Consider the following 24084-nt stretch of genomic DNA (forward strand, 5'->3'; position numbering starts at 1 on the left):
CGATTATGTATTTGCGAGGCGCTCTTGAAAGCGTGCTGGCGTAGACCTAGCGCCGACGTTAACGAATCCGGCCATGCCGGCCGTCGCAGCCGAATCCTACTCGATGACCTCGTTCGCGGTTGCGAGCAGGCTGGGCGGAAGCGTGACGCCGATCGCCTTCGCAGTCTTCAAGTTGATCGCGAGCTCGAACGTGGTGGGATTCTGGACCGGCAAGTCGGCCGCTCGCGCACCCTTCAGGATGCGATCGATATAGGAGGCGGCACGGCGGAGCTGCTCGGCGCTATCGGTACTGTAGGACATCAAGCCACCCTCGTCGACGAAGGTGCGGCTCCAGAACACCGCCGGCACGCGCGCTTCATTGATCGCCGCTAGCAGAAGCGCACGGTTGGACATGGTGAAGAAGTCCGGCAGCACCAGTAGGCCGCCGTCTTTCCGTAGGGCCAGGGCGGCGATCGAGGCCGTGTCATGGACCGGCACGGGCTCCACCGTCACATCGAGCGCGCGGCCGGCGTCCTCGATCGTACGCAGCATCAGCGGCGCGAACGGCGCGGTGGCGGGATTGTAGACGACCAAGACACGGGACGGTTTTGGCGTGACCTGCGTCAGCATCTCCAGCCATTTGCCGGCCAGCGGGCCGTCGTAATCGGTGAAGCCGGTGAGATTGCCGCCGGGATGGGCGAGATTCTGGACAAAGCCCTGGCTGACGGGATCGGTGACGACGGCGAAAACGATCGGGATGGTCGTCGTGCGCCGGCGCAGCTCCTCGACCGAGGGCGTGCCGACCGCAAGCAGGATGTCGGGCTTGAGCGCCACGAGTTCGTCGGCGAATTGCGCGATCCGTGCGCGGTCGCCGCCGCCGTTGCGCCAATCAATCTTGAGGCTGTCGTGCTCCTTCCAGCCATGGCCGGCAAGCGCCTCGACCAGAACCGCGCTACGCGTCTGACCGATCGCATCGTCGGCCGCAGTGACCGAGAGCACGCCGAGCCGGCGCGCCGCATTCGTTTGCGCCAGCACCGAGGCCGGCAGCGCCGCAATCACCCCAAGAAGCGCCAGAACCTCGCGGCGGTTCATGGGGCGCTCCTCGGATCCAGGCTCACTAGATCCAGCCCTGGAGCTCGCGCAGCACCAGCGTTCGGATCACATCCATGCCGGGGTCGCTGTCGTTGAGGCAGGGGATCGCGGAAAACTGCTCGCCGCCATTGTGCTTGAAGATCTCGGCATTCTCCTGCGCGATCTCCTCCAGCGTCTCGAGGCAGTCGGCGGAAAAACCCGGCGTGATCACCGCGATGCGGCGCACGCCCTCTTTCGCCAGACGCTCCATGGTCTTGTCGGTGTAGGGCTGCAGCCACTCGTCGAATCCGAACCGCGACTGGAAGGTCAGCAGCAGCTTTGTCTCATCCATGCCCAGCCGGCGGCGCAGCGCCTCGGTGGTCGCGACGCATTGGCCCTGATAGGGATCGCCCTTGTCGACATAGGCCTTCGGCATGCCGTGGAATGAGGCGACGATCAGCTCCGGCTTGAAGGGCAGGCTCGCCAGATGCGTCTCGATCGAGGTGGCGAGCGCCTCGATATAGGCTTCGTCCTCGTAGTAAGGCGGCGTCACCCGCAGCGTCGGCTGCGCGCGCAGCCGCGCAAGCACGCGAAACACCTCGTCGCAGACGGTGGCGGATGTCGCAGCCGAATATTGCGGATAGAGCGGTACGGCAAGGATGCGATCGCAGCCCTTCGCAATCAGGGCATCGATGCCCGACTTGATCGAAGGATTACCATAGCGCATCGCCCACTCCACCGTGACCTGGTCGCGGTCCGAAAGCATGGCCGCGAGCCTGTCGCTCTGCGAGCGCGTGATGGTCTTGAGCGGCGACTCGTTCTTCTCGGTGTTCCAGATCTTGAGATAGTCGCGTGCCTTGGCGCGGGGGCGGGTGCGCAGGATGATGCCGTTCAGCACCGCCTTCCAGATCAAGCCTTGATTCTCGATGACGCGGGCGTCCGAGAGGAACTCCTTCAGATAGACCCGCACGCCGCGCGCGTCGGCGGTATCGGGCGTGCCGAGATTGACCAGGAGCACACCGACGCGCGAGGGGCCGGGCTGCGTGGCCGGCATCGCGGCCTGGCTGGGAGCGATTGTCATCATGATCCGTTGCGTCGCGCGTTGTTCCGAACTTGTCAAGATTGGGGCGGTTTCGCTAGGGTCAGTACACAGGGGGAGAACCATGACGCTGGCGGAATGGTGCGTTTTCGGGGCGCTGCTGCTCTATCTCTTAACGATCGTCTCGATCAAATGGATCAGATTTCGCGGCTTCGACAATTCGCGGCCGCGCGATCCAGCCTTCTTCGAGGACGCCATCGCTCAGCGCGCGCTCGGCGCGCATCAGAACGGCATCGAGACCTTTCCGTTCTTCGCCTTTGCGGTGCTGCTCGCCGAATACAGGGATTCGCCGCAGCGCCTGATCGACGAGCTCGCGGTGCTGTTCCTGATCGTACGGATCGCCTATGTGCTGACCTATCTCGGCAACCGCCCGACGCTGCGCTCCATTCTCTGGAGCATCGGCTTTGCGATCAATCTCGGGATCTTCTTCATGCCAGCGTTGAAGCAGTTCTTGCCGGTGTGACACCTTTCCTTCCTTCTCCCTTGCGGGAGAAGGTGAGGGAAAAACTCAGAAACACGTCGTCCGTTCGGCCGCGACGTAGCCCAACAACAGACCCGCGCCGAACAGCAGCACGACGCCGGCGGCGGCGAATTCGATGCCGCGCATGAACAGTGCGCCGCCGCCGTCGCGTCCGGCGCTCAGGCGGGCGGCGATGTCCTTGGCGGAGACGGCGACCACAGCGATGGCCGCGACCGTGATCGCGGTGCCGAGCCCCATCAGCAGGGTCGCGGCAATGCCGGCCCAGAACAGGCCCTGGGCCAGCGCGAACACCAGCACCAGGATCGCGCCCGAACAGGGGCGGATGCCGACGGTCAGGATCGCGGCAAAGCCGCGTCCCCAGCCACCGGAGCCGGCGAGTTCGCTCGGCGTGGGACCGTGGGAATGGCCGCAATGCTCGTCGTGAACGTGGTCATGCTGGTGGTGATGATGGGCCTGGGCGTGATCGTGGCCATGATGATCGTGCGCATCGTGATGGTGGTGATCATGCGGCACGCCCGCGATCGCCGGCACCGGCTGAACCGCCTGCAGCGTACGGATGAAAGTGCGGCCTTTGACCCAGACCAGGCGCAGGCCGAACAGCGCGATCAGCGCGTAGCTTGCGATCTCGATCGCGCCTTCCGCCTTACACATGGTCTTGGCGGTCGCATTCAGCACCCAGGCCGAGATGCCGACGATCAGGATGGCCACCAGCGACTGCATCAACGCGGAGGCAAACGACAGCACGATGCCGCGCCGGGCGGTCTCGCGATTGGCGACGAGATAGGAGGCGATCACCGCCTTGCCGTGCCCGGGACCAGCCGCGTGGAAGATGCCATAGGCAAACGAGATGAAGAGCAGCGTCCACACCGCGGAGCCATCGGACTTCGCGGCGCGGATGGTCGCCGACATCTGGCGATAGAATTCCGACTGTTTTGCCAACAGCCAGCCGATCAAGCCGCCGGCCTCGGGCTGGGCAGCTTGTGGCGAACGCGGCGCGCCGAACGGGTTCTGCGCGAGGAGATCGTGGAGCGCCGCATCGGTCACGCTCACGACGAGAAGAACGCCGGCGCAGACAGCGAGCCCGCGCGCCATGGGCGTGAGTTGCGGCTTCAAGGGCAATCCACCGTGATCTTGTTGGCGAACATCATGCCGAAACTGGAATTCTCGCCGTTCATAAAAGTCTGCTCATTGAGCTTCTGCGCGGTCGCGGTGCCGTCGCTCGGCCGGTCAAGTTTCATCTGGCAGCCGGCGGGCGCGCCGACCAGCTTGACCGGATTGTCCTTGGCCATCTGGAAGTCGATGAAGAAGGAGCGGTCGAACACTTCGAGCACCAATTGCCTGGGCTTGACCGGGTTCTTCAGGGGCAGCGTGAAGTGCAGGGTCAGGACCGTATCCTTGTAGTCGAGGAAGTAGTCAACCGGCTCCTGGAATCGCTCCTTCTTGCCGTCGGCTCGCGCGAAGGTGAAGTAGGCATATTCCTTCAGCGACTCGACATTGGTCTGCGCCAGTGAACCCAGCTCCTCGCGCGTATAGGCACCCTTGGCCTTGCTCTCCAACCCCTGCACGGCATAGGCCGAGAACATGTCGTCAAACGTCCAGGCGTGGCGCACGCCGGTGATGGTGCCGTCCTCGGCGTAGAGCAGTTCACTGGTCGCGGTGATCCAGACATGCGGATGCGCCTGCGCCGCGCCTGCCGCGAGCGACAGGGCGACAGCGAGCAGCAGCCCGAACAGGGCGCGCATGCCCATCAGGCCGCCTTCGGAGCGTCGAGCAGGCCGCGGCGGCGCAGCAGCGCGTCCGGCTCCGGCGGCCGGCCGCGGAAGGCCTCATAGGCCGCTTCCGGATCAACCGATCCGCCGCTCGAGTAGATGTCGTCGTGCAGACGTTTTGCGACGGCCGGATCGAAGATGTCGCCGGCTTCCTCGAATGCACCGAAGGCGTCGGCGTCCATCACCTCAGACCACATGTAGCTGTAATAGCCGGCGGCATAATGATCGCCGGTGAAGATGTGACCGAATTGCGTCGGCCGATGACGCAGCGAGATTTCCTCGGGCATGCCGATCTTTTCCAGCTCGCGTCTCTCGAAGGCGCGGACATCCTGCGCGGCGGAGGCCGGCTGGGTGTGGAATTCGAGATCGACCAGCGCCGAGGAGACGAACTCGACGGTAGCAAAACCCTGGTTGAATTTTCGCGCGGCGAGGAAGCGTTGCAGGAGGTCGTCCGGCAGCGGCTCGCCGGTCTGGTAATGGCGCGCGAACTGCTGCAGCACCTCCGGCCGCTCCTGCCAGTGCTCGTACAGCTGCGAGGGTAGCTCGACGAAGTCGGTGAATACTGAGGTGCCCGACAGCGACGGATAGGTCACGTTGGAGAGCATGCCGTGCAGGCCGTGGCCGAACTCGTGGAACAGGGTGCGGGCGTCGTCGGGCGACAGCAGCGAGGGTTCCCCATCCGCGCCCTTGGAGAAGTTGCAGATGTTGAGGATCAGCGGCGCGACCTCGCCGTCGAGCTTCTGCTGGTCCCGCAGCGATGTCATCCAGGCGCCGGAGCGCTTCGACGGCCGGGCGAAGTAGTCGCCATAGAACAGCGCCTTGTGCTTGCCGTCCCGCCCCTTCATCTCCCAGACCCGGACGTCCGGATGCCAGACCGGCACGTCCTTGCGCTCCTCGAAGGTGACGCCGAACAGGCGCGTGGCGCAGTCGAAGGCGGCGGCGATCATGTGGTCGAGCGCGAGATACGGCTTGATCGCCGCGTCGTCGAAATTGGCGCGCTGAAGACGCAGCTTTTCGGCGTAGAAGCGCCAGTCCCAGGGCGCGAGCTTGAAATTGCCGCCTTCCTCCGTGATCAGCACCTGCATGTCGTCGCGGTCGGCGAGCGCCCGCGCCCGCGCCGGCTTCCAGACCCGCTCCAGAAGGCCGCGCACCGCTTCCGGTGTCTTGGCCATGGAATCCTCGAGCCGGTAGGCCGCGAAGGTCGGGTAGCCCAGGAGATTGGCGCTCTCCTCGCGCAGCTTCAGGACCTCGACGATGGTCGCGTTGTTGTCGTTGTAATTGCCGTTGTCGCCCCGCGCGGTGAAAGCCTTGTAGACCTTCTCGCGCAGGTCACGCCGGGCCGAGCTCTTCAGGAACTGTTCGACCGAGGAGCGCGACAGGGTGACGATGGCCTTGCCGGCCATGCCGCGTTCTTCTGCCGCAGCCTTGGCGCTGGCGACAAAACTCTCCGGCAGGCCCTGGCGGTCGGCTTCGCCGAGCTCCATGAACCATTCCTGCTCGTCGCCGAGCAGATGATGACTGAAGCTGGTCCCGAGCTGGGCGAGTCTCTCGTTGATCTCCGCCATCCGCGTCTTGGCCTCCTCGGAGAGGCCGGCGCCGGAGCGGTGGAAGCGGGTGTAGGTGCGCTCGAGCAGGCGGAGCTGTTCCGGTGTCAGACCGAGATTGGCGCGGTTCTCGTGCAGCTGGGCGATGCGGCCAAACAGCACGGCGTTCATCATGATCGGATTCCAGTGCCGCGCCATCCGCAAGGAAACCTCCTTGTCGATCTCCAGGATGGCCGGGTTGGAATGCGCCGAGACGAGGTCGTAGAAGACCGACGCGACCTTGCTGAGCAGCTTGCCCGAGCGCTCCAGCGCCGTGATGGTGTTGGCGAAGTCGGCCGCGGTCGGGTCGTTGGTGATCGCTGCGATCTCGGCGGAGTGGTCGGCGAAGGCCTGCTCGAAGGCCGGGAGGAAGTGCTCCGGCTTGATCTCGTCGAAGGGCGGGGTCGCAAATGGCGTCACCCAGGCCTTCAGCAGCGGGTTGGTCTCGGAGTCCGTAGTTTGGCGGGGTTCTGACATTACAAGTCCCGATTTGTGGCTCGATTGTTGCGGCCAGCTATAGCACGCGATGGGGCTTTTTTGGGCCATTTGCCCTTGCTCCCGACTGCCTTTTCGGGGAGATTGCGGCCCTCCAAGCCTAGGACCCCTGAGCTCATGAACGCGACCTCCTCGTCTTCCCGTCGGATCGTCTGGCCGAGCGTCATCACCGTCATCAGCGCCGCCATCCTGATCGGCGCCGAGGTGTTCGGCGCGGCGTTTGCCGGCGGCTGGGCGCTCGCGATCCTGTTCGGGCTGGGCGAGCAGGGCACGCACATCCTTCAGGCCGCGCTGTTTGCACTCGGCGTGCTCGTGATGACTGCCTTCATCCGCGCCGCTCAGCGCGTCGAGCCGTTCACGAAGCGCGGCTGAAGCGCGCACGCGCGCGAGTGACGCGCGCCGCACAGAAAACTTAACGCGCGTTCATCTTCCGCGTCGCTCGCGCAACACTGCGCAAGCAGATGTTAGGCAATTCTGTTCGCAGTCTAAAAAATCTCTTGCGAAGCAGAGTCAAAACACTTATGTGCGGATTGCCCAATTTCGCACGTGCCTGTGGTCGTGTGTCAGTCGGTAGGTATCCGGACAAGAGGCCGGACAGCCGCCAAGGGGTGAAGAAGCCGAGGGGCTCTTCGGAAGTGCGGAAGTCGGAAGGCTGATAGCCGGAAGACGAAAGCAAACCCGGAGCGTCCAGCATCTCTCTCAAAGAGATGCCTTGTCGAAGGTGACTTTGCTCTTTGCAACCGTGACTGGCAGCCGGAGGCGAACCGGCGCACCCCGCTCTCAACGGGGGACGCGACTTAAAGCAACGACGGATCGGGCTTTTTTGGTCTCTACCGGCAGTCCAACGCCGGCGCGGGCTACTGAAAAGGCTTGTCCTTCATTGCCAGGTGTGCGGGCGGGAACATTCCCAACCAATCCACGGCAGCACAGTCTGATGTGAGTCTTTGGCTCGTCGCGCCTCCATCGCGCGATCTGGCCGGAGCGCTCTTATCCGACGTCATTTTTTGAACGGATCCCCGTCGCTGGGCCGTTTGGGAGAGTGCTATGACCGACCGTATTCAGGAATTCCTGCGCAACCGCCGCAGCGAGGGCCTCGACACCGAACCGTGCCTCGTCGTCGACCTCGAAGTCGTGCGCGACAATTACCAGACCTTTGCCAAGGCGCTGCCCGACAGCCGCGTGTTCTATGCCGTCAAGGCGAACCCGGCGCCGGAAGTGCTGGCTTTGCTCGCCTCCATGGGCTCCTGCTTCGACACCGCCACGGTCGCCGAGATCGAGATGGCGCTGGCCGCCGGTGCGACGCCCGACCGCATCTCCTTCGGCAACACGATCAAGAAGGAGCGCGACATCGCGCGCGCCTTCGCGCTCGGCATTCGGCTGTTCGCGGTCGATTGCACCGCCGAGGTCGAGAAGATCGCCCGTGCCGCGCCCGGCGCAAAGGTGTTCTGCCGCATCCTCTACGACTGCGCCGGCGCCGAATGGCCGCTGTCGCGCAAGTTCGGCTGCGACCCGGAGATGGCCGTCGACGTGCTCGACGTTGCCAAGCGTCTGGGCCTGGAGCCGTGCGGCATCTCCTTCCATGTCGGCTCGCAGCAGCGCAAGGTGAAGGCGTGGGACCGTGCGCTGGCGATGGCCTCGCAGGTGTTCCGCGACTGCGCCGAGCGCGGCATCAACCTGACCATGGTCAACATGGGCGGCGGTTTCCCGACCAAGTACCTGAAGGACGTGCCGCCGGTGGTGACCTACGGGCGCTCGATCTTCCGCGCGCTGCGCAAGCACTTCGGCAACCAAATTCCGGAGACCATCATCGAGCCGGGCCGCGGCATGGTGGGCAACGCCGGCATCATCGAGTCCGAAGTCGTGCTCATCTCGAAGAAGAGCGACGAAGACGAGGTGCGCTGGGTCTATCTGGACATCGGCAAGTTCGGCGGTCTCGCCGAGACCATGGACGAGTCGATCCGTTACGCCATCCGCACCCCGCATGACGGTGCGGACATGACGCCGTGCGTGCTCGCGGGCCCGACCTGCGACAGCGCCGACGTGCTGTACGAGAAGAACCCGTATCCGCTTCCGGTGACGCTCGAGATCGGCGACAAGCTGTTGATCGAAGGCACCGGGGCCTATACGTCGACCTACTCGGCGGTGGCGTTCAACGGCATCCCGCCGCTGAAGACCTACCATATCTGATCGCCTCTCTTTCCGAGGCCTGACGAACCCGGGAGCCGGCTTGCCGGCTCCCTCCCTGACATTTCGATTTCTGACGACGCCTTGGACCGGCGTGCTTTGGGCACGTCCGTTTCAAGCGGGGACTGACGCGCCATGACTGCTCTTCGAAAGACACAGGTTGATCCCACCTCGAAAGCCGCTCCGTTCGCGATCCGTGCGGAGCGTGCGGCCGACGTTGCGATGCGTGAAGCGCTGCTCGATGCGTCCTTTGGCGAGAACCGCCATGGCCGCACCTGCCAGCGCCTGCGTGACGGACGCGCACCCGCAGCCGGCCTCGCGCTGACCGCGATGCGCGAGGGGAAGCTCGTGGGAACCGTGCGGCTGTGGCACGTCAGCGCCGGAGGCAGGCCCGCTCTGGTCCTCGGACCGCTGGCGGTGGACCCTGCCTGCCGCGAGCTCGGGATCGGCGCCGCGCTGATGCAACAAGCGCTGGCTGCCGCCCGGGCGCGCGGGCATGCCGCCGTGATCCTGCTCGGCGATGCCCCTTATTACGCCCGCTTCGGCTTCTCCGCCGCCAACACCGGCGAGCTGTCGCTGCCCGGTCCGTTCGAGCGCGACCGCCTGCTGGCGATCGAATTCCATGCCGGTGCGCTGGATGGCGCCGAGGGGATGATCGTCCCGACTGGCGCGGCCCTACCCAAACGGAGGGTAGTTCGCGGCCTCGAGGCGCGCGCGGCGTAAGGGATTGCCATGATGGCGATACCGAAGCCGCGCCGAGCGGAGATGCTCGCGCGTGCCCTTTGCTTTAGGGTTGCGCGGGCCTGAGAAACGCCCTTTAACCCGCCAAACGCCCCCTTCAGTCGAGGCCCACGACCAATGTCCCGCCGCCTGATTTCCACCGGCTCCCCGTTCGAGAAGACCGCCGGCTACAGCCGCGCCGTGATCGACGGCGAGTTCGCCTTCGTCGCGGGGACCACCGGTTACGACTACACCACGATGACAATGCCGGCCGATGTCACGAACCAGTCACGCAACTGCTTCAAGACCATCGAAGCTGCCCTGAAGGAGGGTGGCTTCGAGATGGCCGACATCGTCCGCGTGACCTACTACCTCACCGACATCAAGGATGCGGACGCGCATTTCGCGGTCTGCGGCGAAGTCCTCGGCGAGATCCGCCCGGCCGCCACGCTTCTCGTCGTCTCGGCGCTCTACAGGCCCGAGATGAAGGTCGAAATCGAAGCCACTGCCAAGCGCCGCAGCGCCTGAGCCATCCCTCACCATTTGTTCGCCCGCACGTTCCGGAGAAACCATCCCATGAGCCCCGCCTCGCAGATCTACGCGAAGATCACTGGTCCCATCGTCATGGTCGGCTTCGGCTCCATCGGCAAAGGCACGTTGCCGCTGATCGAGCGGCATCTCGATTACGACAAGTCGCGCGTTACCGTGATCGATCCGAAGGACGAGGGTCGCAAGGCTCATTGCGAGAAGCACAATGTGCGCTTCATCCAGAAGGGCGTGACCAAGGACAATTATCGGGAGTTGCTGACCCCGCTGCTCACTGAGGGCGGCGGCCAGGGCTTTTGCGTCAATCTCTCGGTCGACACCGGTTCAACCGACATCATGGAGCTCTGCAACGAGCTCGGCGCTCTCTATATCGACACCGTCAACGAGCCCTGGCTCGGCTTCTATTTCGACTCCTCGAAAGGCCCGGAAGCGCGCTCCAATTACGCCCTTCGCGAAGCAACGCTGGCCGCCAAGAAGGCGCGCCCTGCAGGCTCGACGACAGCGGTCTCCTGCTGTGGCGCCAATCCCGGCATGGTCTCGTTTTTCGTCAAGCAGGCGCTGCTCAACGTCGCCGCTGACCTGAAGCTCAATGCCCCCAAGCCGAAGACCAAAGCCGAATGGGCGGACTTGATGCGACAGGCCGGCATCAAGGGCATCCACATCGCCGAACGCGACACCCAGCGCTCCAAGAAGCCGAAAGAGCCCGATGTCTTCGTCAACACCTGGTCGGTGGAAGGTTTCCTGTCGGAAGGCGTGCAGCCATCAGAACTCGGCTGGGGCACCCACGAAAAATGGATGCCCGAGAATGCGCGCACCCACGAATCCGGCTGCGGCGCCGCCATCTATCTGATGCAGCCCGGCGCCAATACCCGCGTGCGCACCTGGTGCCCGACCCGCGGCGCGCAGTATGGCTTCCTTGTCACCCACAACGAGTCGATCTCGATCGCGGACTATTTCACCGTGCACGACGCATCGGGCACGGCGGTCTATCGTCCGACCTGCCACTATGCCTATCATCCGGCTGACGATGCCGTGCTGTCGCTGCATGAAATGTTCGGCCGCGCCGCTAAGATGCAGGAAAAGCACCACATCCTCGACGAGAACGAAATCGTCGACGGCATCGACGAACTCGGCGTGCTGCTGTTCGGCCATGACAACAATGCCTATTGGTTCGGCTCGCAGCTCTCCATCGAGGAGACCCGCAAGCTCGCGCCCTATCAGAACGCCACCGGCCTGCAGGTGACCTCCGCCGTGCTCGGCGGCATGGTGTGGGCGCTGGAAAACCCGAACGAGGGCATCGTCGAAGCCGACGAGATGGATTTCGACCGTCTGCTGGAAATTCAGCTGCCGTATCTCGGGCCGGTCAAGGGTTTCTACACCGACTGGACCCCGCTGACGGATCGTCCTGGACTGTTTCCGGAAGATATCGACACCAGCGATCCCTGGCAGTTTCGGAACGTTTTGGTGCGGTGATCATGCCGTCATGCCAGGACTTGTCCCGGGCATCCGCGCACTTTCTTTCTCGCGATTCCAAGAACGTGGATGGCCGGGACAAGCCCGGCCATGACGCCACAACTGGCAGTTAGCTACTTCCTCTCGATCGGCGGCGCGATCTTCTCGGCTGGCGCCGGCGGCAATGCTGGTTTAGGCGCACCGGCAGCGCCCTGCGTCTGCGGGTCGGGTCGCGCCGGCTCTGGGGCGGGCGTGGTCGGCCGGTCGCCGCCGGGCTTGGCTTCCGCGGGCTTGTTCTGATCGTCAGACGGCGTGCCCTGAAGGGGCTGCGTCGCCTGGGCCGTCTGCATCCGGGTCTCGGCGCGGATTTGCGCCAGCGACATGCCCGAGACCACAACTCCTGCTGCGAACAGCGAGCAGGCAACCATCAGGTCGAGCTTCAGTCTGCGCTTGTCATATTGGCCGGGCATGTCGATATCCGCCTTTGTCCGTGGGATCAACGAAATCGCCGGTCCGCGGTTCCCTGCCCGTGGTGCGGGAACTCGGCGGCTGCGCGCCCAATCGCCGCGCTCAGTCCGTGGTGCTGACTTCCCAGGTGGCGTGGCGGACGCCGGGCAGGTGCTGGAGATCGGTGGCCACTGCATTCAGCTCGTTTGGATCGACGGCGCTCGCGACCAGCTTTGCCACGATCTCGATCAGATCATCCCCGGTTTCGACCATTTCGATATCGGCCACCAGATATTTTGCGCCCTCGAGCTTCTCAACGAGCCGGTCACGCATTTCGGGCAAGGCGTCCGGTGCGACCGCGAGCTTGAAGTAATAGGTCGCCTCGGAGGTCTTCTCGTTGAGAGGGATGCGGTTGATGGCGTTGACCAGCGGCCGCAGCATGGTGTTGCCGGCAATGACGAAGACGGTGAGCGCCGCGGCCTGCGCGACCATGTCGGCGCCGGCGCAGGAGCCGACCGCGGCCGAAGCCCACAGCGTCGCCGCGGTATTGAGCCCGCGCACGTCCATGCCCTGCTTCATGATGACGCCGGCGCCGAGAAAGCCGATGCCCGAGACAACGTAGGAGATCACCCGCACCGCGCCGTCGGCGCCGGTCAGGTGCATGGCGAGATCGACGAAGGCGGCGGCGCCGACCGCGACCAGCACGTTGGTACGCAGGCCCGCGGTGCGCTGCCGGTATTGCCGCTCGGCACCGATCAGCGTGCCCAGCACGAAGGCCGTGAACAGGCTGACCAGCGTGTCCGCGAAGTCAGCGAGCTGGAAGGTCGTCAGAAACCGCATGGCCCCATCTACGGTCAAACGATGACAGATTAAAGCTCGAGCAGGCCGCCGTCGCCATTTTCGTCGGCAAACGCCAGCAGCGTCCCCTTGGCATTCCAGGCGAGCGCGGCCACCGGCGGGGTGCCATTGCGGCGGACGAGGATCTCGGCGCCGTCCTCCAGACGCACCATCAGCACGGTGCCGTCGCTATAGCCGGCGGCGAAGATGTCGTTCCTGGGATGGCAGGCAACGACCGACACGCGCGCCTGGAGCGGCGCGAGCATCGCAGGCTCCTTGCCCATCGGGCCGTCCTTGCTGGCGAACGGCCATATGATGACGGTGTCGGCGCCCGAAGTCGCGAGCCCCTTGCCGCCCGCGCTCCACGACATCGAGCGGACGCGGCCGGGATAGCCGGTCATGCGCATGTGCCTGTTGTCGGCAAGCCGCCAGCCGTGCAGCGCCGATTCGTGCATCGTGGTGACCAGGAATTTGTTGTCCGGGCTGAAGGTGACGCCGAGATGCGAGCCGGCCCAGGGCAGGAATTCCGCCGATCCCGCCATGTTGGGAAACCACAGCGTCGCGCCGTTGTAATGAGCAATCGCGAGACGCTGGCCCTTCGGCGCAAACGCGAGGCCGCCGACGGTCGAGGGCACCTCGAGCGACTTCTCCTCGCTCTTGCCGCTGTTGAAGAAAGCAGTCTTGCCGGCCGACCAGGCGTAGGCACCGTCCGGATGCAGCGCTACCGCATCGATCCAGCGCCGCTTCGGGTCGGTGGCAAGCAGCGTCACTTCGCCCTTGGCGTCGAGCGATACGACTTTTCCATCGTCGCCGCCCATCATGAGGCGCTTGCCGTCGGAGGCGGCCGAGAGAATGCCGCCGCTGTGCACGGCGACCTTGCTGATCTCGCCCTGGCCATCCACGAACGCGACGTTCTCCTCGCCGCCGACGAAGGCAGCGCGGGGCCCAAGGAAATGCACGGAGGTCACGACCATCCCGAGCGCGAGCGGTTTGACGCGCTCGGTGACGGAGACGATCGAGGCGGAATCGGCGGGCGGCGTAAACTCTTTCATCACGAGACGATGCAGCTCTCAAAACCTTGGCGAATGAGATCTTGCGGCAATTCGCGGCCGATGAAGACGAGGCGGCTCTCGCGCGGTTCGCCGTCCTTCCACTTCCGCTGGTGGTTGCCCTCCAGCATCATGTGGACGCCCTGGAAGACGTAGCGGTCGTCGTCGTCGTGGAAAGCGAGGATGCCCTTGGAGCGCAGGATCTTGCCGCCCTCGACCTGCACCAGGTTCTGGAGCCAGGGCATGAACACGTTCGGATCAAGCGGCTTGTCGGTCTTGAGCGACAGCGATTGCATGTCCTCGTCGTGATAGTGCTTCAGGCCGTGGCCGTGATCATGATCGTGATGATGGTCGTGACCGTGGTGATGATGATCATGGTCGTGGTCCTCGGCATTCAGGAAGTCCGGCTCGATGTCGAGGATGCGGTCGAGATCGAAGGCGCCGCGGTCGAGCACGTCCGCCAAAGCCACCGAGCAGCGCTCGGTGCGGTGCAGCTTCGCATAGGGGTTGATGGCGCGGATGCGGGCCTCGACCTCGGCAAGCTCGCCCTTGGTTACGAGATCGGTCTTGTTCAGCACGATGACGTCGGCAAAGGCGATCTGGTTCTTGGCCTCGGGCGCGTCCTTGAGACGGTCGGACAGCCACTTGGCATCCGCGACCGTCACGACCGCGTCAAGGCGCGCGTTCTTCTGCACGTCCTCGTCGACGAAGAAGGTCTGGGCCACCGGTGCCGGATCGGCAAGACCGGTGGTCTCGACGATGATGGCGTCGAACTTGCCCTTGCGCTTCATCAGGCCTTCCATGATGCGCACGAGATCGCCGCGCACGGTGCAGCAGATGCAGCCGTTGTTCATCTCGAACACTTCCTCATCGGCGCCGATGATGAGGTCGTTGTCGATGCCGATCTCGCCGAATTCGTTGACGATGACGGCGTACTTCTTGCCGTGGTTTTCCGACAGGATGCGGTTCAACAGCGTGGTCTTGCCGGCACCGAGATAGCCGGTCAGGACGGTCACGGGAATTTTTGGGGCGGTCGCTTCAGACATAACAACTCCGGACTTCGGGCTTTTCACGCGACGCGAGGCGGGGTGGCCCCTGCCCTAGTGGTCAAGCGCGCTGGTCAGGGCCTTTATATTGTGCCTGACCATATCAATGTAAGTGGGTGCAGGCCCCTTTTCGCCGGTCAAACCGTCCGAAATCAGGGTCCCGCCGACTTTTGAGCCGGTCTCCGCCGCGATCCGCCGGATCAGCCGGTCGTCGCTGATATTTTCCAGGAACACGGCCGGGATTTTTTGGGCCTTGATCTGGCCGATGATGGTGGCGATGTCCCGCGCGCTGGGCTCGGTTTCCGTGGAGACGCCGAGCGGCGCGATGAACTGGACGCCGTATTCGGCGGCGAAATACCCGAAAGCGTCATGGGTCGAGATCACCTTGCGCCGCTCTTGCGGGATTTTGGCCACGGCTTCGCGGACCTCGCGGTCGAGCGTTTCGAGCTTTTCCAGATAGGCCTTGGCCTGGGCGCGGAAGAACTCCGCATCATCGGGGTCGGCCGCAGCCAGCGCATCGGCGATGTCGGTGACATAGACCTTCGCGTTGGGGACGGACTGCCAGCCATGGGGGTCGGCGGCCGAGCCGAACTTGAGCGGCGCGATGCCGGCGCTCGCGTTGACCACCTGCGCCTTGCTGCCCGAGGACTGCACGAGGCGCGGCAGCCAACCCTCGAGACCAAGTCCGTTGACGACGACGAGCTTTGCGTCCGCGATCCGCTTCGCATCGCTTGGCGCGGGCGTGTAGACATGGACGTCGCTGTCGGCCCCGACCAGCGTCGTCAGATTGATCCGGTCGCCGCCGACATTGCGGACGAAATCGGCGAGGATCGAGAAGCTCGCGACGACCTTCAGTTGCTCCGCGGCGTGCAGCGGCGAGGCAATCAGCAGAAGCACACAAAGCAGGATGCGCCGCATCGCTATCACGCTTCCAGATGCCGGCCGGGAAACAGCTGCCTGACGACGCCGCCGACCCGGCCGAACAGGACGGAGACGGTGTAAAGCGCGCTCGCCACCAGAATGATCGCAGGGCCCGAGGGCACACGGGTCTGGAACGACAGCACGAGGCCGGCATAGCCGGAGACTGCGGCAGCGACGACCGCGATGCAGATCATGACGGTGAGATCGCGCGACCAGAACCGCGCGATGCCGGCCGGCAGGATCATCAGACCGACCGCGAGCAGCGTGCCGAGCGCCTGAAAGCCGTTGACGAGGTTGATCACGACCAGCGCGAGGAAGGCGAGATGCGCAGGCCCGCCAGCCCGGCTCACGGTGCGCAAGAACAAGGGGTCGACACTTTCGATCACCAGCGGCCGGTAGATCACCGCGAGCACCAGCAGCGTCACCGTGGCGTTGAAGGCGACGACCAGCAGCGTCTGGTCGTCCATCGCGAGTATATTGCCGAACAGCACGTGCAGCAGGTCGATATTGGTGCCCTTGATCGAGACGATCGTCACGCCCAGCGCCAGCGATGCCAGATAGAAGGTCGCGAGCGAGGCATCCTCCTTCAACCCGGTCGAGCGCGCGACGAGGCCTGCGAGGATCGCGACGGCAAAACCTGCGATCAGGCCTCCGGCCGTCATCGCGAACAGATTGAGACCTGAGAGCAGAAAACCGACAGCGGCGCCGGGAAGGATTGCATGTGCCATGGCGTCGCCGACCAGGCTCATCCGCCGCAACATCAGGAACACGCCGATCGGCGCACCCGCGAGCGACAGCGCGATGACGGCCGCAAGCGCACGTCGCATGAACTCGAATTCGGTGAACGGGCCGATCAGCGCGTCATAGAGCATCGGATATCAAGCCGCCCGTGAGCGGGCATCATCGGCCGAGCAGGCGGCGGCGCTGTCGTCGAAGGCTTCGCACATCCGCATCGCGACCATCAGGTTTTCCGGCGTCAGCACCTCCGCCGTCGGCCCCCACGCCACAGGGCCGCGCGCCAGCACCAGCGTCTCGCTGAAATGGGTGCGCACCATCTCCATGTCGTGCAGTGCGGCGAGCACGGTGCGGCCCTCGCCATGCCAGTGCTTCACCAGCGTCAGCAGATCGGCCGTGGTCTTGCTGTCGATGGCGTTGAAGGGCTCGTCCAGCACGATCAGCCGCGCGTCCTGGAGCAGTACGCGCGCGAACAGCACGCGCTGCATCTGGCCGCCCGAGAGTGTGCCGATCGGGCGGTTCTCGAAGCCGTTGAGGCCAACGGAAGCGATGGCGCGGAGGATCTTTTCGCGCGCCGCCTTGCCGATGCCGCCGAACAGGCCGGTCCCACGCCACAGACCGGTGGCAACGAAGTCCAGCACCGAGATCGGGAAGCTGCGGTCGATCTCCGCGCTCTGCGGCAGATAGGCGATATCGCGGCTGTCGAGCCCGCCGAGATGGATGCTGCCGTCGAGCGGCCTGAGGATGCCGACGATGCCGCGCAGCAGCGTCGACTTGCCGGCGCCGTTCGGGCCGATCACGGCCAGCAACGCACCCGGCGCGACCTCACCATTGAGATGGTGCACGGCCGGATGGCGGTCATAGCCGAGCGTAACGTTGTGAAAATGCAGCGCCGCCATGGTCACCTCATTGCCAGGAAGACCACGCCCCAGAGCACGGCGCAGACCGCGAGCGCGGCCGCGAGGCGGGCGGCCATCGTCATGCGCAGGATCGACCAGTGCGCCGCCTGAGCCGGATGCGGAGAGGCCGCATCGTGGACATGGGCGTGGGTGTTAAGCGGGTGGCTGTGATCGTGTCCGTGCGAATGCCCGTGATCATGGGAATGGCCATGAGCATGGTCGTGATGATGGGCTGGGGACGCGGCGGGAACCATGCCGAAACGTTATATTATAACATTACCCCTGTCCACGCCGGGCTCAAGGCTTGCCAATCACCATGGAAATGGCGGCGGCGACGAACGGGAACGGCAGCGAGACCGCACAGCGGAACCAGACGAAACGGCCCGGCATGAAGGGAATTTCCCACAAAATCACCCGCTGGAAGGCAAACAGCGCCCAGGCGACGACATAGGCGACCACCTGCGGCACCCCACCGCCCGATTTCAGCGCCACCGTACCGATGGAGAACCCGATCACCGGGCCGCCGGGCGTCGCGGCCCCGGCGACCACGGCAGTCGCGACCCCGAGCCAGCCGCTGTCCGGGCCTAGCCAGCCGCTGATCACCTCCTGCGGGATGATGGCGGCGATGTAGCCGGAGCCGATCACCCCCAGCGCGATCCGTGGCACGATGTTGATGAAGTCCATCGAGCCTTCGCGCAGCGAGGCCTTGAACACCGGTGGGCCGCGGCGATAGGCGATCAGGCCAACGCCGAACACCGAGCCCCACAACAGGATGTCGATCAGAAGCGCGGCGCTCAATTCTCGTCGTCCTTGGTGGCCGGCTTCGGATAGAGCCGGACATAGACGAAGCGGCCGAGCGCGCCTGCGAGCACCGGCAACGGCAGCGAGATGACAATGCGCCATAGCGTGAAGTCGGTGCCCATGATCGGGATTTCCCAGGCCACGGCCCGGCCATAGCCGATCAAGGTCCAGCTCACGACCATGGCGATGGTGGCACCGAAATCGGCGCCGACCGCGAGCAGCGCACTCGCCACGGGATAGGCGGTGAAGGGACCGCCGGGCAGGATCGCGCCGAAGGCGGTGCCGATCAGAAGGCCTTTCAGGCCCGATTTCGGCCCGAGCGCGCGCGACACTTTTTCGTGCGGCAGGATCTCGGAGATGAACGCACCGAGCAGGCAGCCGGCCAGCACGCGCGGCAGGATGCCGCTGAACAGCGAGAGATCGTGGGTCAGTATGTCGAGAACACCGTCGGTGCCGTCACGCCGCCAGACCAGACCCGCGCTCACCGCCACCAGCGCTGCGATGATGATGGTCGACCAGCCGATCGGCTTGCGCACGCGGCCCGGCCGCGGCTCGGATTCCGCGTCCTCGGCGGGCGCCGGGTCTTTCGGGGAGGGTTCTGACAACGGGCGCGTTCGGCTCGAGGGTGATGCCCGTCCTGATTAAGGGCGCCGCGGATGCGATGCAAACAGTACGATGACGGGAGCGATGCGCACCTCGCGCAGAGCCATGCGAGGCGAAGTGCGAATTCCGCACAGCAAAAAGGCGGCCGCGCCTGCGACCGCCTTTTCAATTCCGTCATTCCGGAGCGGCAAAGCCGACCCTGGAATGCGTGAAGCCCCGGGCCCTGTCGAGCTCAGGCCTTGTCGAGCTCAGGCCTTGTCGAACAGGGACTCGACGTATTCCCAGTTCACGAGGTTCTCGACAAACGCCTTCAGATAATCGGGACGGCGGTTGCGATAGTCGATGTAGTAGGAGTGCTCCCAGACGTCGCAGCCGAGGATCGGGGTGGCGCCGTGCACCAGCGGATTCTCGCCGTTCGGGGTCTTGGCAATCTCGAGCTTGCCGTTCTTGACCTGGAGCCAGCACCAGCCGGAGCCGAACTGGCCGACGCCGGCCGCCTGGAAGTCGGTCTTGAACTTTTCGAAGCCGCCGAGGTCCTCGTTGATCTTCTTCTCGATCTTGCCCGGCAGCTTGGTGCCGCCGCCATTCGGCTTCATCCAACTCCAGAAATGGATGTGGTTGTAGTGCTGGCCGGCATTGTTGAACACCGCGGGGTTCTTGCCGAACGAGCCCTTGACGATCTCCTCAAGGGACTTGCCTTCCCATTCGGTGCCCTTGAGCGCGTTGTTGCCATTGGTGACATAGGCCTGATGATGCTTGTCGTGGTGGAATTCGAGCGTTTCCTTCGACATGAATTGTCCGAGGGCGTCATAGGCGTAGGGGAGGGGGGGCAGCGTAAAGGTCATGGGTGTTGTCCGCGACTGATGGGGGAACGAGACTTAACGGTCACCCCTTATAGAAGGTTCCGTGGCCGTTAAATACCGCGATTTTTCCAAAAGGCGCAGTGCGGCGGCTTGGCCGGATTGCATAAAATCGTCGCAAGGATGTCGGCATTTCAACCAGGCCGTAAAATATCATTGCCTTTGAGGTGGTTATGGCAGAACGAAACGCACCGACGGCGCGGAGATGCGAAAGAGAGAGCGATGAGCATCGAGATCGACATTTTGAACGGCGACGCCTCGTGGCGGATGGCGGAGCCGCTGCATCGGGCGGTCTTCGGACCTGATATCGTCGGGAAGCAGCCCTGGGCTCACGTCAAATGGGCCAATGCCGACCTGCGCGTGCTCATCGAGACGCCCGAGGATGGTCTCGTCTGCCACGTCGGCATCTACTTCCGCACCGTCACCTGGAATGGGCAGAAGGTTCACATCGGCGGCATCGGCGGCGTCTGCACGCGGGAGGACCGGCGCGGCCGCGGCTATGCGACCATGGCGATCGACGCCGCGCTGCACACCATGCGCGCCAACGAGGCGGTCCGCTTCGCGCTGCTGTTCTGCGAGCCGCACAATGTCGGCTTCTACGAGGCCCGCAGCTGGCTCCCCTTCAAGGGCGAGGTCTATTGCGAGCAGCCGGAGGGGCGGATCCGCTTCACTCACATGGCGCCCTATGTCTGCAACATCGTCAGCGCGCCGACACTCGGCACTATCGACCTCTGCGGCCTGCCCTGGTGAGCCCTGCGTGAGGCGCGGCTGGTGCCGGGGGTGCGCGCCATATAATATGTCGATCATCATCTAATATTCCGCGCGGTGACACATGACGATCGACGCCTCCCTGGACGCCGTGCCGCCGCCTGCCCCGGCCGCCTCCCCCATCGCCAGTCTTTTGACGGCACCGATCCTGCCGACGCTGCTGCGGCTTGCGATCCCCAACATGATCGCGATGGTCGGCAGCACGTTGGTTGCGATCGCCGAGACCTCCTATATCGGCCGGCTCGGCACCATCCCGCTCGCAGCGATCGCGCTGGTGTTTCCGTTCGCCATGCTGACGCAGATGATGAGCGCGGGCGCGATGGGCGGCGGCGTCTCGTCTGCGATCAGCCGCGCGCTCGGCGCAGGCGATCGGACCCGTGCGGCGACGCTGGCGCTGCATGCCGCCATCATCGGCCTCTGCGGCGGGCTTTTCTTCACGGTGACGATGCTCGTCTTCGGCCGCTCGTTCTTCACGCTGCTGGGCGGGCGCGAGCGCGTGCTCGAGGAAGCCAGCGGCTATTCGCAAATGCTGTTCTCCGGCGCGGTCGCGATCTGGCTCGTCAACACGCTGGCCTCGGTGATCCGCGGCACTGGCGACATGCGCCTGCCCTCGATGGCGCTGATCGGGACGAGCGTGCTCCAGATCGCGCTCGGCGGCACGCTGGGGCTCGGCCTGTTCGGTGTGCCGCAATTCGGCATGCCCGGTGTCGCCGCCGGTCAGTTGATCGCGTTCACCTGTGCCGCGATCTTCTTCCTCTGGTATCTCTGGTCCGGCCGCAGCCGGCTGCCGCTGGATTTCCGCGCCTTCCATTTCGATCGCGCGTTGTTCTTCGACATCCTCAAGGTCGGCGCGGTGGCCTGCCTGTCGCCGCTCCAGACGGTACTCACCATTTTGATCTTCACCAAGATCCTGGCGACCTTCGGCACCGAGATGCTGGCCGGTTATGGCATCGGCTCGCGGCTGGAATTCTTGCTGATTCCGATCACCTTCGCCTTCGGCATCGCCTCGGTGCCGATGGTCGGCATGGCGATGGGCGCCGGACAGGTGAAGCGCGCGCGGCGCGTGGCCTGGACCGCGGCCGCGGCCTCGGGAATCACGGTCGGCCTGATCGGTGTCGTCATCGCGCTCGATCCGTCACTGTGGGTTTCGCTCTTCACCAGGGATCCCGGCGTTGCCGCCGCCGCGCACAGCTATTTCCATTGGGCCGGCCCGACCTTCGTGTTCTTCGGCATGGGCGTGTCGCTTTATTTCTCCTCGCAAGGCGCGGCGCGCGTCGGCGGTCCCGTGCTCGCCTCCACCGCGCGGCTTCTGATCGTCGCGATCGGTGGCGGCGGCCTCATGATGGCGCAGGCTCCGGCCTGGACCCTGTTCGCGCTGGTTGGCGGCGCCATGGCGGTGTTCGGGCTATCGACCGCGGCCTCGGTCGCCTTGGTGCGCTGGGGCAAATGAGCACAGGTCAATGCACGCAGGCAAATAAACGCGGGAATGTGATTCCATCCAGCGTTGCACTATCCTGCTAGGCTGCTATGGAGGCGCTCCACTTTGGGGCTCTCCATGACTTCCAGATTCGCTGCTCTCATCGTCCTTCTGGCTGCGCTCCTTGGCGCGACTGCCGCCCATGCGCAGAGCGCCGACGGGACCTGGCTGACCCAGGCCGGCGACGCCCGCGTCAAGATCAGCAAATGCGGCGGCGGCATCTGCGGCAATGTCGTCTGGCTGCGTGAACCCCACGACACCGCGACCGGCCAGCCCGCCACCGACAGCAAGAATCCCAATCCCGCCCTCGCCAGGCGCCCGATGATCGGCTTGCCATTGTTCAGCGGCATGCAGCCGTCAGGGCCGAGCAAATGGTCGGGTCAGATCTACAATGCCGACGACGGCAGCACCTATGCGAGCAGCGTTACCGTGACATCAGCGGATTCGCTGCGGGTTGAGGGGTGCGTTGGCGCGCTCTGCGGCGGCGAAACGTGGACCCGGGCGGGGCGCTAGCGCTTCACGCCATCATCGCCTTCAGCGCCGTCGCCGCCGAAGCGTAGCCGCCCCGCGCACCGTCGATGAAATGGACGTGGTCGCTGCGCAGTGCCGACGGGGTGAAGCAGGTCATCATCGCGGCGTCCTGCTGGTGGAGGCCGTAACGCACGATGCCGTCGCGCGCGGCAGTCGCGAGGCGATCGCTGAGGGAGCGTTCGAGCTCCGGCGTACAGTCGAGGATCATGCGCAGGCCGTCGTCATATTTTCGGAAGTCGGAGTTCTCCACGACCTGCCGCTTATAAAGTTTCGGCACGAAGCCGCCGACCTCGAGATCGAAGCGCATGATCAGATAGACGAAAAGCGTATAGGCCAGCACGCTGGCGCGGCGTGCGAGCAGCGGACCTCCGCGCTTGGTGCGCGCCTCATAGTCCAGCCCCTGCGGCGGCCATATCAGCGGCGGACCTTGCGGCGGCACGGGCCGACCGGCATCCGGACTGCGCTCGACGAGATGGATGATGTCCTCGATCACCTTGCGGAATGCCGAGGGATCGGCGCCCTGGGTCGGCATCACCAGCACGGACAGGATCAGGCCGCGCGCCGCCGGAATGACCTCGAAGCGGCAGGACAGGCCGGAGAGATCGGGCTGCGCGCCCGCGGGCGCTTCGGTGATCGCAAACTCGCCGCGCTTCATCGCGGCGTCGGCCCAGGCGAGCCCGCCGCCCGAGAACATCGCATAGGACAAATTGGCCGAGGGACCAAAGCGCGCGACGCGCACGTCGAGGCCTTGCGCGCGGATGGCGCTCACCGGCACCAGCGCGACGCGCATCCCCAAATCGAGATCTTCCCGCACCCAGGTCGCGGTCGCAGCCAAAGCCTCGCGGGCCGGCTCGAGATCGCCGGGCGCGACCGCAAAACTCGCGCCGTCGCCGCCGAACACGAAGGGAAATTCGCGTCCCTCCAATGCGTTCGTCACCGCCGCGATCACGGCGGCACCGGCCATGTTCACCGCCTTGTAACGCTGCGCCGCGATGGCCTTGGTCGAATCCACGATGTCGGCAACGCCGACGCTCCAGTCGTCGGGCAGCGGCGAATACAAAGCGGGGTCCATCAGGCTGGTGAAGCCGCGAAAGACTGGAATGCCGCTATAAAAGGCTGATGTCATCGGATGATGCCGGATGGTTGGGACGCGCGTCCAAAAGACATACGTAGCAGGATCGATCCGGGTTCGCCGGGGGGCGCGCCCTTGCAACCATTGGCCGAAATGGACCCGGACAACAAGATGAGGGCGCGCTGCAATGCCACAGAAGGTCATTGATCGGCATCAAACAGCGGGCCGCAAATGGCGTCTAGTCTCGATGATCTGACATGGTTGCGCGGGAACATCGACGTGTCCGACTTCAACGAGAAGGACTCCATCGCTCCGGTACGCCGGCGCACCGGGCGTGATCCCATCAGCGCGGTGAAGATGCCGGAAAGCCTGACCGCGGCCGTCGATAATTGGGCCGAAGCCCATCACCTGTCGCGCTCGGATGCTATCCGCACGCTGGTCGAACTGGGCCTGAAGGTCGCGCCCCCGGCACTCCGGCCAGGGCACCCGCTCGCCTCGGATGCCACCAGGATCGAAGAGCTCGCAGTGCATGAACTCGAGGGGTTGCTCGATCCTGCCCTCTCTGAGGACGAACGCGAGCGCCGGATCCGCCGTCTGACCGATGGCCCGCCGGAGTTCTCACACGAACGGATTGACCTGCCGAAGCACGGGACCTGAAT

At 64.8% G+C, this 24084-nt stretch carries 27 protein-coding genes; 10 read left to right on the forward strand and 17 right to left on the reverse strand.

Annotation, left to right across the window (positions count from 1 at the left end):
* Positions 1-96: 96 nt before the first annotated feature.
* Both IVA75_RS29970 and hemH read right to left on the reverse strand, forming a co-directional pair.
* Positions 97-1071, reverse strand: coding sequence for an ABC transporter substrate-binding protein (locus tag IVA75_RS29970; protein WP_247284719.1), 975 nt, complete (start codon positions 1069-1071; stop codon positions 97-99).
* Between the two features lie 25 nt (positions 1072-1096).
* Positions 1097-2134, reverse strand: coding sequence for a ferrochelatase (hemH, locus tag IVA75_RS29975; protein WP_247284720.1), 1038 nt, complete (start codon positions 2132-2134; stop codon positions 1097-1099).
* A 79-nt stretch (positions 2135-2213) separates the two neighbouring features.
* Here hemH and IVA75_RS29980 point away from each other — a divergent pair, with 79 nt between their 5' ends.
* A complete protein-coding gene (locus IVA75_RS29980; RefSeq protein WP_027565541.1) occupies positions 2214-2612 on the forward strand; it encodes an MAPEG family protein in 399 nt (132 codons plus the stop codon).
* A gap of 45 nt (positions 2613-2657) precedes the next feature.
* Here the strand turns inward: IVA75_RS29980 and IVA75_RS29985 are convergent, their stop codons facing one another.
* From IVA75_RS29985 to IVA75_RS29995, 3 genes are read right to left on the reverse strand one after another with little or no spacing between them, the layout of a single operon-like run.
* Entirely contained in the window at positions 2658-3743 is a 1086-nt protein-coding gene (locus IVA75_RS29985) for a nickel/cobalt transporter (RefSeq protein WP_247284721.1), read from the reverse strand.
* Positions 3740-4378 carry a DUF1007 family protein gene (locus IVA75_RS29990; RefSeq protein WP_247284722.1) on the reverse strand — a complete coding sequence of 213 codons (639 nt, stop codon included), beginning with the start codon at positions 4376-4378 and terminating at the stop codon, positions 3740-3742. Before IVA75_RS29990 ends, IVA75_RS29985 begins: the two co-directional genes overlap by 4 nt.
* The gene (locus IVA75_RS29995) at positions 4378-6459 is read right to left on the reverse strand and encodes a M3 family metallopeptidase (protein ID WP_247284723.1); all 2082 of its coding nucleotides are present in this window, start codon (positions 6457-6459) and stop codon (positions 4378-4380) included. Before IVA75_RS29995 ends, IVA75_RS29990 begins: the two co-directional genes overlap by 1 nt.
* A gap of 135 nt (positions 6460-6594) precedes the next feature.
* On the opposite strand from IVA75_RS29995, the gene IVA75_RS30000 reads away from it, so the two are divergent.
* From IVA75_RS30000 to IVA75_RS30020, 5 genes are all read left to right on the forward strand, one after another.
* Positions 6595-6849, forward strand: a complete 255-nt coding sequence (locus IVA75_RS30000; protein WP_007597166.1) for a hypothetical protein — start codon at positions 6595-6597, stop codon at positions 6847-6849.
* Positions 6850-7521: 672 nt separating this feature from the next.
* Positions 7522-8664 carry a type III PLP-dependent enzyme gene (locus IVA75_RS30005; protein ID WP_247284724.1) on the forward strand — a complete coding sequence of 381 codons (1143 nt, stop codon included), beginning with the start codon at positions 7522-7524 and terminating at the stop codon, positions 8662-8664.
* Between the two features lie 132 nt (positions 8665-8796).
* Positions 8797-9384 (forward strand): N-acetyltransferase, encoded by a 588-nt coding sequence (locus tag IVA75_RS30010; protein WP_247284725.1) that lies wholly within the window; start codon positions 8797-8799, stop codon positions 9382-9384.
* A gap of 135 nt (positions 9385-9519) precedes the next feature.
* Complete coding sequence (locus tag IVA75_RS30015; protein WP_247284726.1) at positions 9520-9909, forward strand: RidA family protein; 390 nt, start codon at positions 9520-9522, stop codon at positions 9907-9909.
* Positions 9910-9957: 48 nt separating this feature from the next.
* On the forward strand, positions 9958-11400 hold the full coding sequence (locus tag IVA75_RS30020) for a homospermidine synthase (RefSeq protein ID WP_247284727.1): 1443 nt from the start codon (positions 9958-9960) through the stop codon (positions 11398-11400).
* A gap of 113 nt (positions 11401-11513) precedes the next feature.
* Here the strand turns inward: IVA75_RS30020 and IVA75_RS30025 are convergent, their stop codons facing one another.
* The 11 genes from IVA75_RS30025 to IVA75_RS30075 form a co-directional block, all read right to left on the reverse strand.
* The gene (locus tag IVA75_RS30025) at positions 11514-11849 is read right to left on the reverse strand and encodes a hypothetical protein (protein WP_247284728.1); all 336 of its coding nucleotides are present in this window, start codon (positions 11847-11849) and stop codon (positions 11514-11516) included.
* Between the two features lie 100 nt (positions 11850-11949).
* Entirely contained in the window at positions 11950-12666 is a 717-nt protein-coding gene (locus IVA75_RS30030) for an MgtC/SapB family protein (protein WP_247284729.1), read from the reverse strand.
* A gap of 29 nt (positions 12667-12695) precedes the next feature.
* Positions 12696-13715, reverse strand: coding sequence for a WD40 repeat domain-containing protein (locus IVA75_RS30035; protein ID WP_247284730.1), 1020 nt, complete (start codon positions 13713-13715; stop codon positions 12696-12698).
* The gene (locus tag IVA75_RS30040; protein WP_247284731.1) at positions 13715-14758 is read right to left on the reverse strand and encodes a GTP-binding protein; all 1044 of its coding nucleotides are present in this window, start codon (positions 14756-14758) and stop codon (positions 13715-13717) included. The genes IVA75_RS30035 and IVA75_RS30040 overlap by 1 nt, the downstream gene beginning before the upstream one ends.
* Positions 14759-14812: 54 nt before the next feature.
* Complete coding sequence (locus IVA75_RS30045; protein ID WP_247284732.1) at positions 14813-15676, reverse strand: zinc ABC transporter substrate-binding protein; 864 nt, start codon at positions 15674-15676, stop codon at positions 14813-14815.
* A 5-nt stretch (positions 15677-15681) separates the two neighbouring features.
* Complete coding sequence (locus tag IVA75_RS30050; protein ID WP_007597190.1) at positions 15682-16551, reverse strand: metal ABC transporter permease; 870 nt, start codon at positions 16549-16551, stop codon at positions 15682-15684.
* A 6-nt stretch (positions 16552-16557) separates the two neighbouring features.
* Positions 16558-17313, reverse strand: coding sequence for an ABC transporter ATP-binding protein (locus tag IVA75_RS30055; RefSeq protein ID WP_247284733.1), 756 nt, complete (start codon positions 17311-17313; stop codon positions 16558-16560).
* Positions 17314-17315: 2 nt separating this feature from the next.
* Positions 17316-17567: a hypothetical protein gene (locus tag IVA75_RS30060; RefSeq protein WP_035961020.1), complete on the reverse strand. Its 252-nt coding sequence runs from the start codon at positions 17565-17567 to the stop codon at positions 17316-17318.
* A gap of 43 nt (positions 17568-17610) precedes the next feature.
* Positions 17611-18111, reverse strand: a complete 501-nt coding sequence (locus IVA75_RS30065) for a hypothetical protein (protein WP_247284734.1) — start codon at positions 18109-18111, stop codon at positions 17611-17613.
* On the reverse strand, positions 18108-18719 hold the full coding sequence (locus IVA75_RS30070) for a permease (RefSeq protein WP_247284735.1): 612 nt from the start codon (positions 18717-18719) through the stop codon (positions 18108-18110). The genes IVA75_RS30065 and IVA75_RS30070 overlap by 4 nt, the downstream gene beginning before the upstream one ends.
* 246 nt (positions 18720-18965) lie before the next feature.
* On the reverse strand, positions 18966-19562 hold the full coding sequence (locus tag IVA75_RS30075; protein WP_007615200.1) for a superoxide dismutase: 597 nt from the start codon (positions 19560-19562) through the stop codon (positions 18966-18968).
* Between the two features lie 237 nt (positions 19563-19799).
* Between IVA75_RS30075 and IVA75_RS30080 the strand changes: the two genes are divergently transcribed.
* The 3 genes from IVA75_RS30080 (at position 19800) to IVA75_RS30090 (ending at position 22335) form a co-directional block, all read left to right on the forward strand.
* Positions 19800-20327 carry a GNAT family N-acetyltransferase gene (locus IVA75_RS30080; protein WP_247284736.1) on the forward strand — a complete coding sequence of 176 codons (528 nt, stop codon included), beginning with the start codon at positions 19800-19802 and terminating at the stop codon, positions 20325-20327.
* Between the two features lie 82 nt (positions 20328-20409).
* Positions 20410-21795 carry an MATE family efflux transporter gene (locus tag IVA75_RS30085; RefSeq protein ID WP_247359564.1) on the forward strand — a complete coding sequence of 462 codons (1386 nt, stop codon included), beginning with the start codon at positions 20410-20412 and terminating at the stop codon, positions 21793-21795.
* Between the two features lie 105 nt (positions 21796-21900).
* Complete coding sequence (locus tag IVA75_RS30090) at positions 21901-22335, forward strand: DUF2147 domain-containing protein (RefSeq protein WP_027565559.1); 435 nt, start codon at positions 21901-21903, stop codon at positions 22333-22335.
* Between the two features lie 4 nt (positions 22336-22339).
* On the opposite strand, the gene IVA75_RS30095 is transcribed toward IVA75_RS30090, so the two are convergent.
* A complete protein-coding gene (locus tag IVA75_RS30095; RefSeq protein WP_247290100.1) occupies positions 22340-23479 on the reverse strand; it encodes a DUF3095 domain-containing protein in 1140 nt (379 codons plus the stop codon).
* A gap of 177 nt (positions 23480-23656) precedes the next feature.
* Between IVA75_RS30095 and IVA75_RS30100 the strand changes: the two genes are divergently transcribed.
* Positions 23657-24082, forward strand: coding sequence for a ribbon-helix-helix domain-containing protein (locus IVA75_RS30100; protein WP_247290102.1), 426 nt, complete (start codon positions 23657-23659; stop codon positions 24080-24082).
* The last annotated feature ends 2 nt before the right edge of the window (positions 24083-24084 follow it).

This window comes from Bradyrhizobium sp. 134 (assembly GCF_023074155.1).
GTDB lineage: Bacteria > Pseudomonadota > Alphaproteobacteria > Rhizobiales > Xanthobacteraceae > Bradyrhizobium.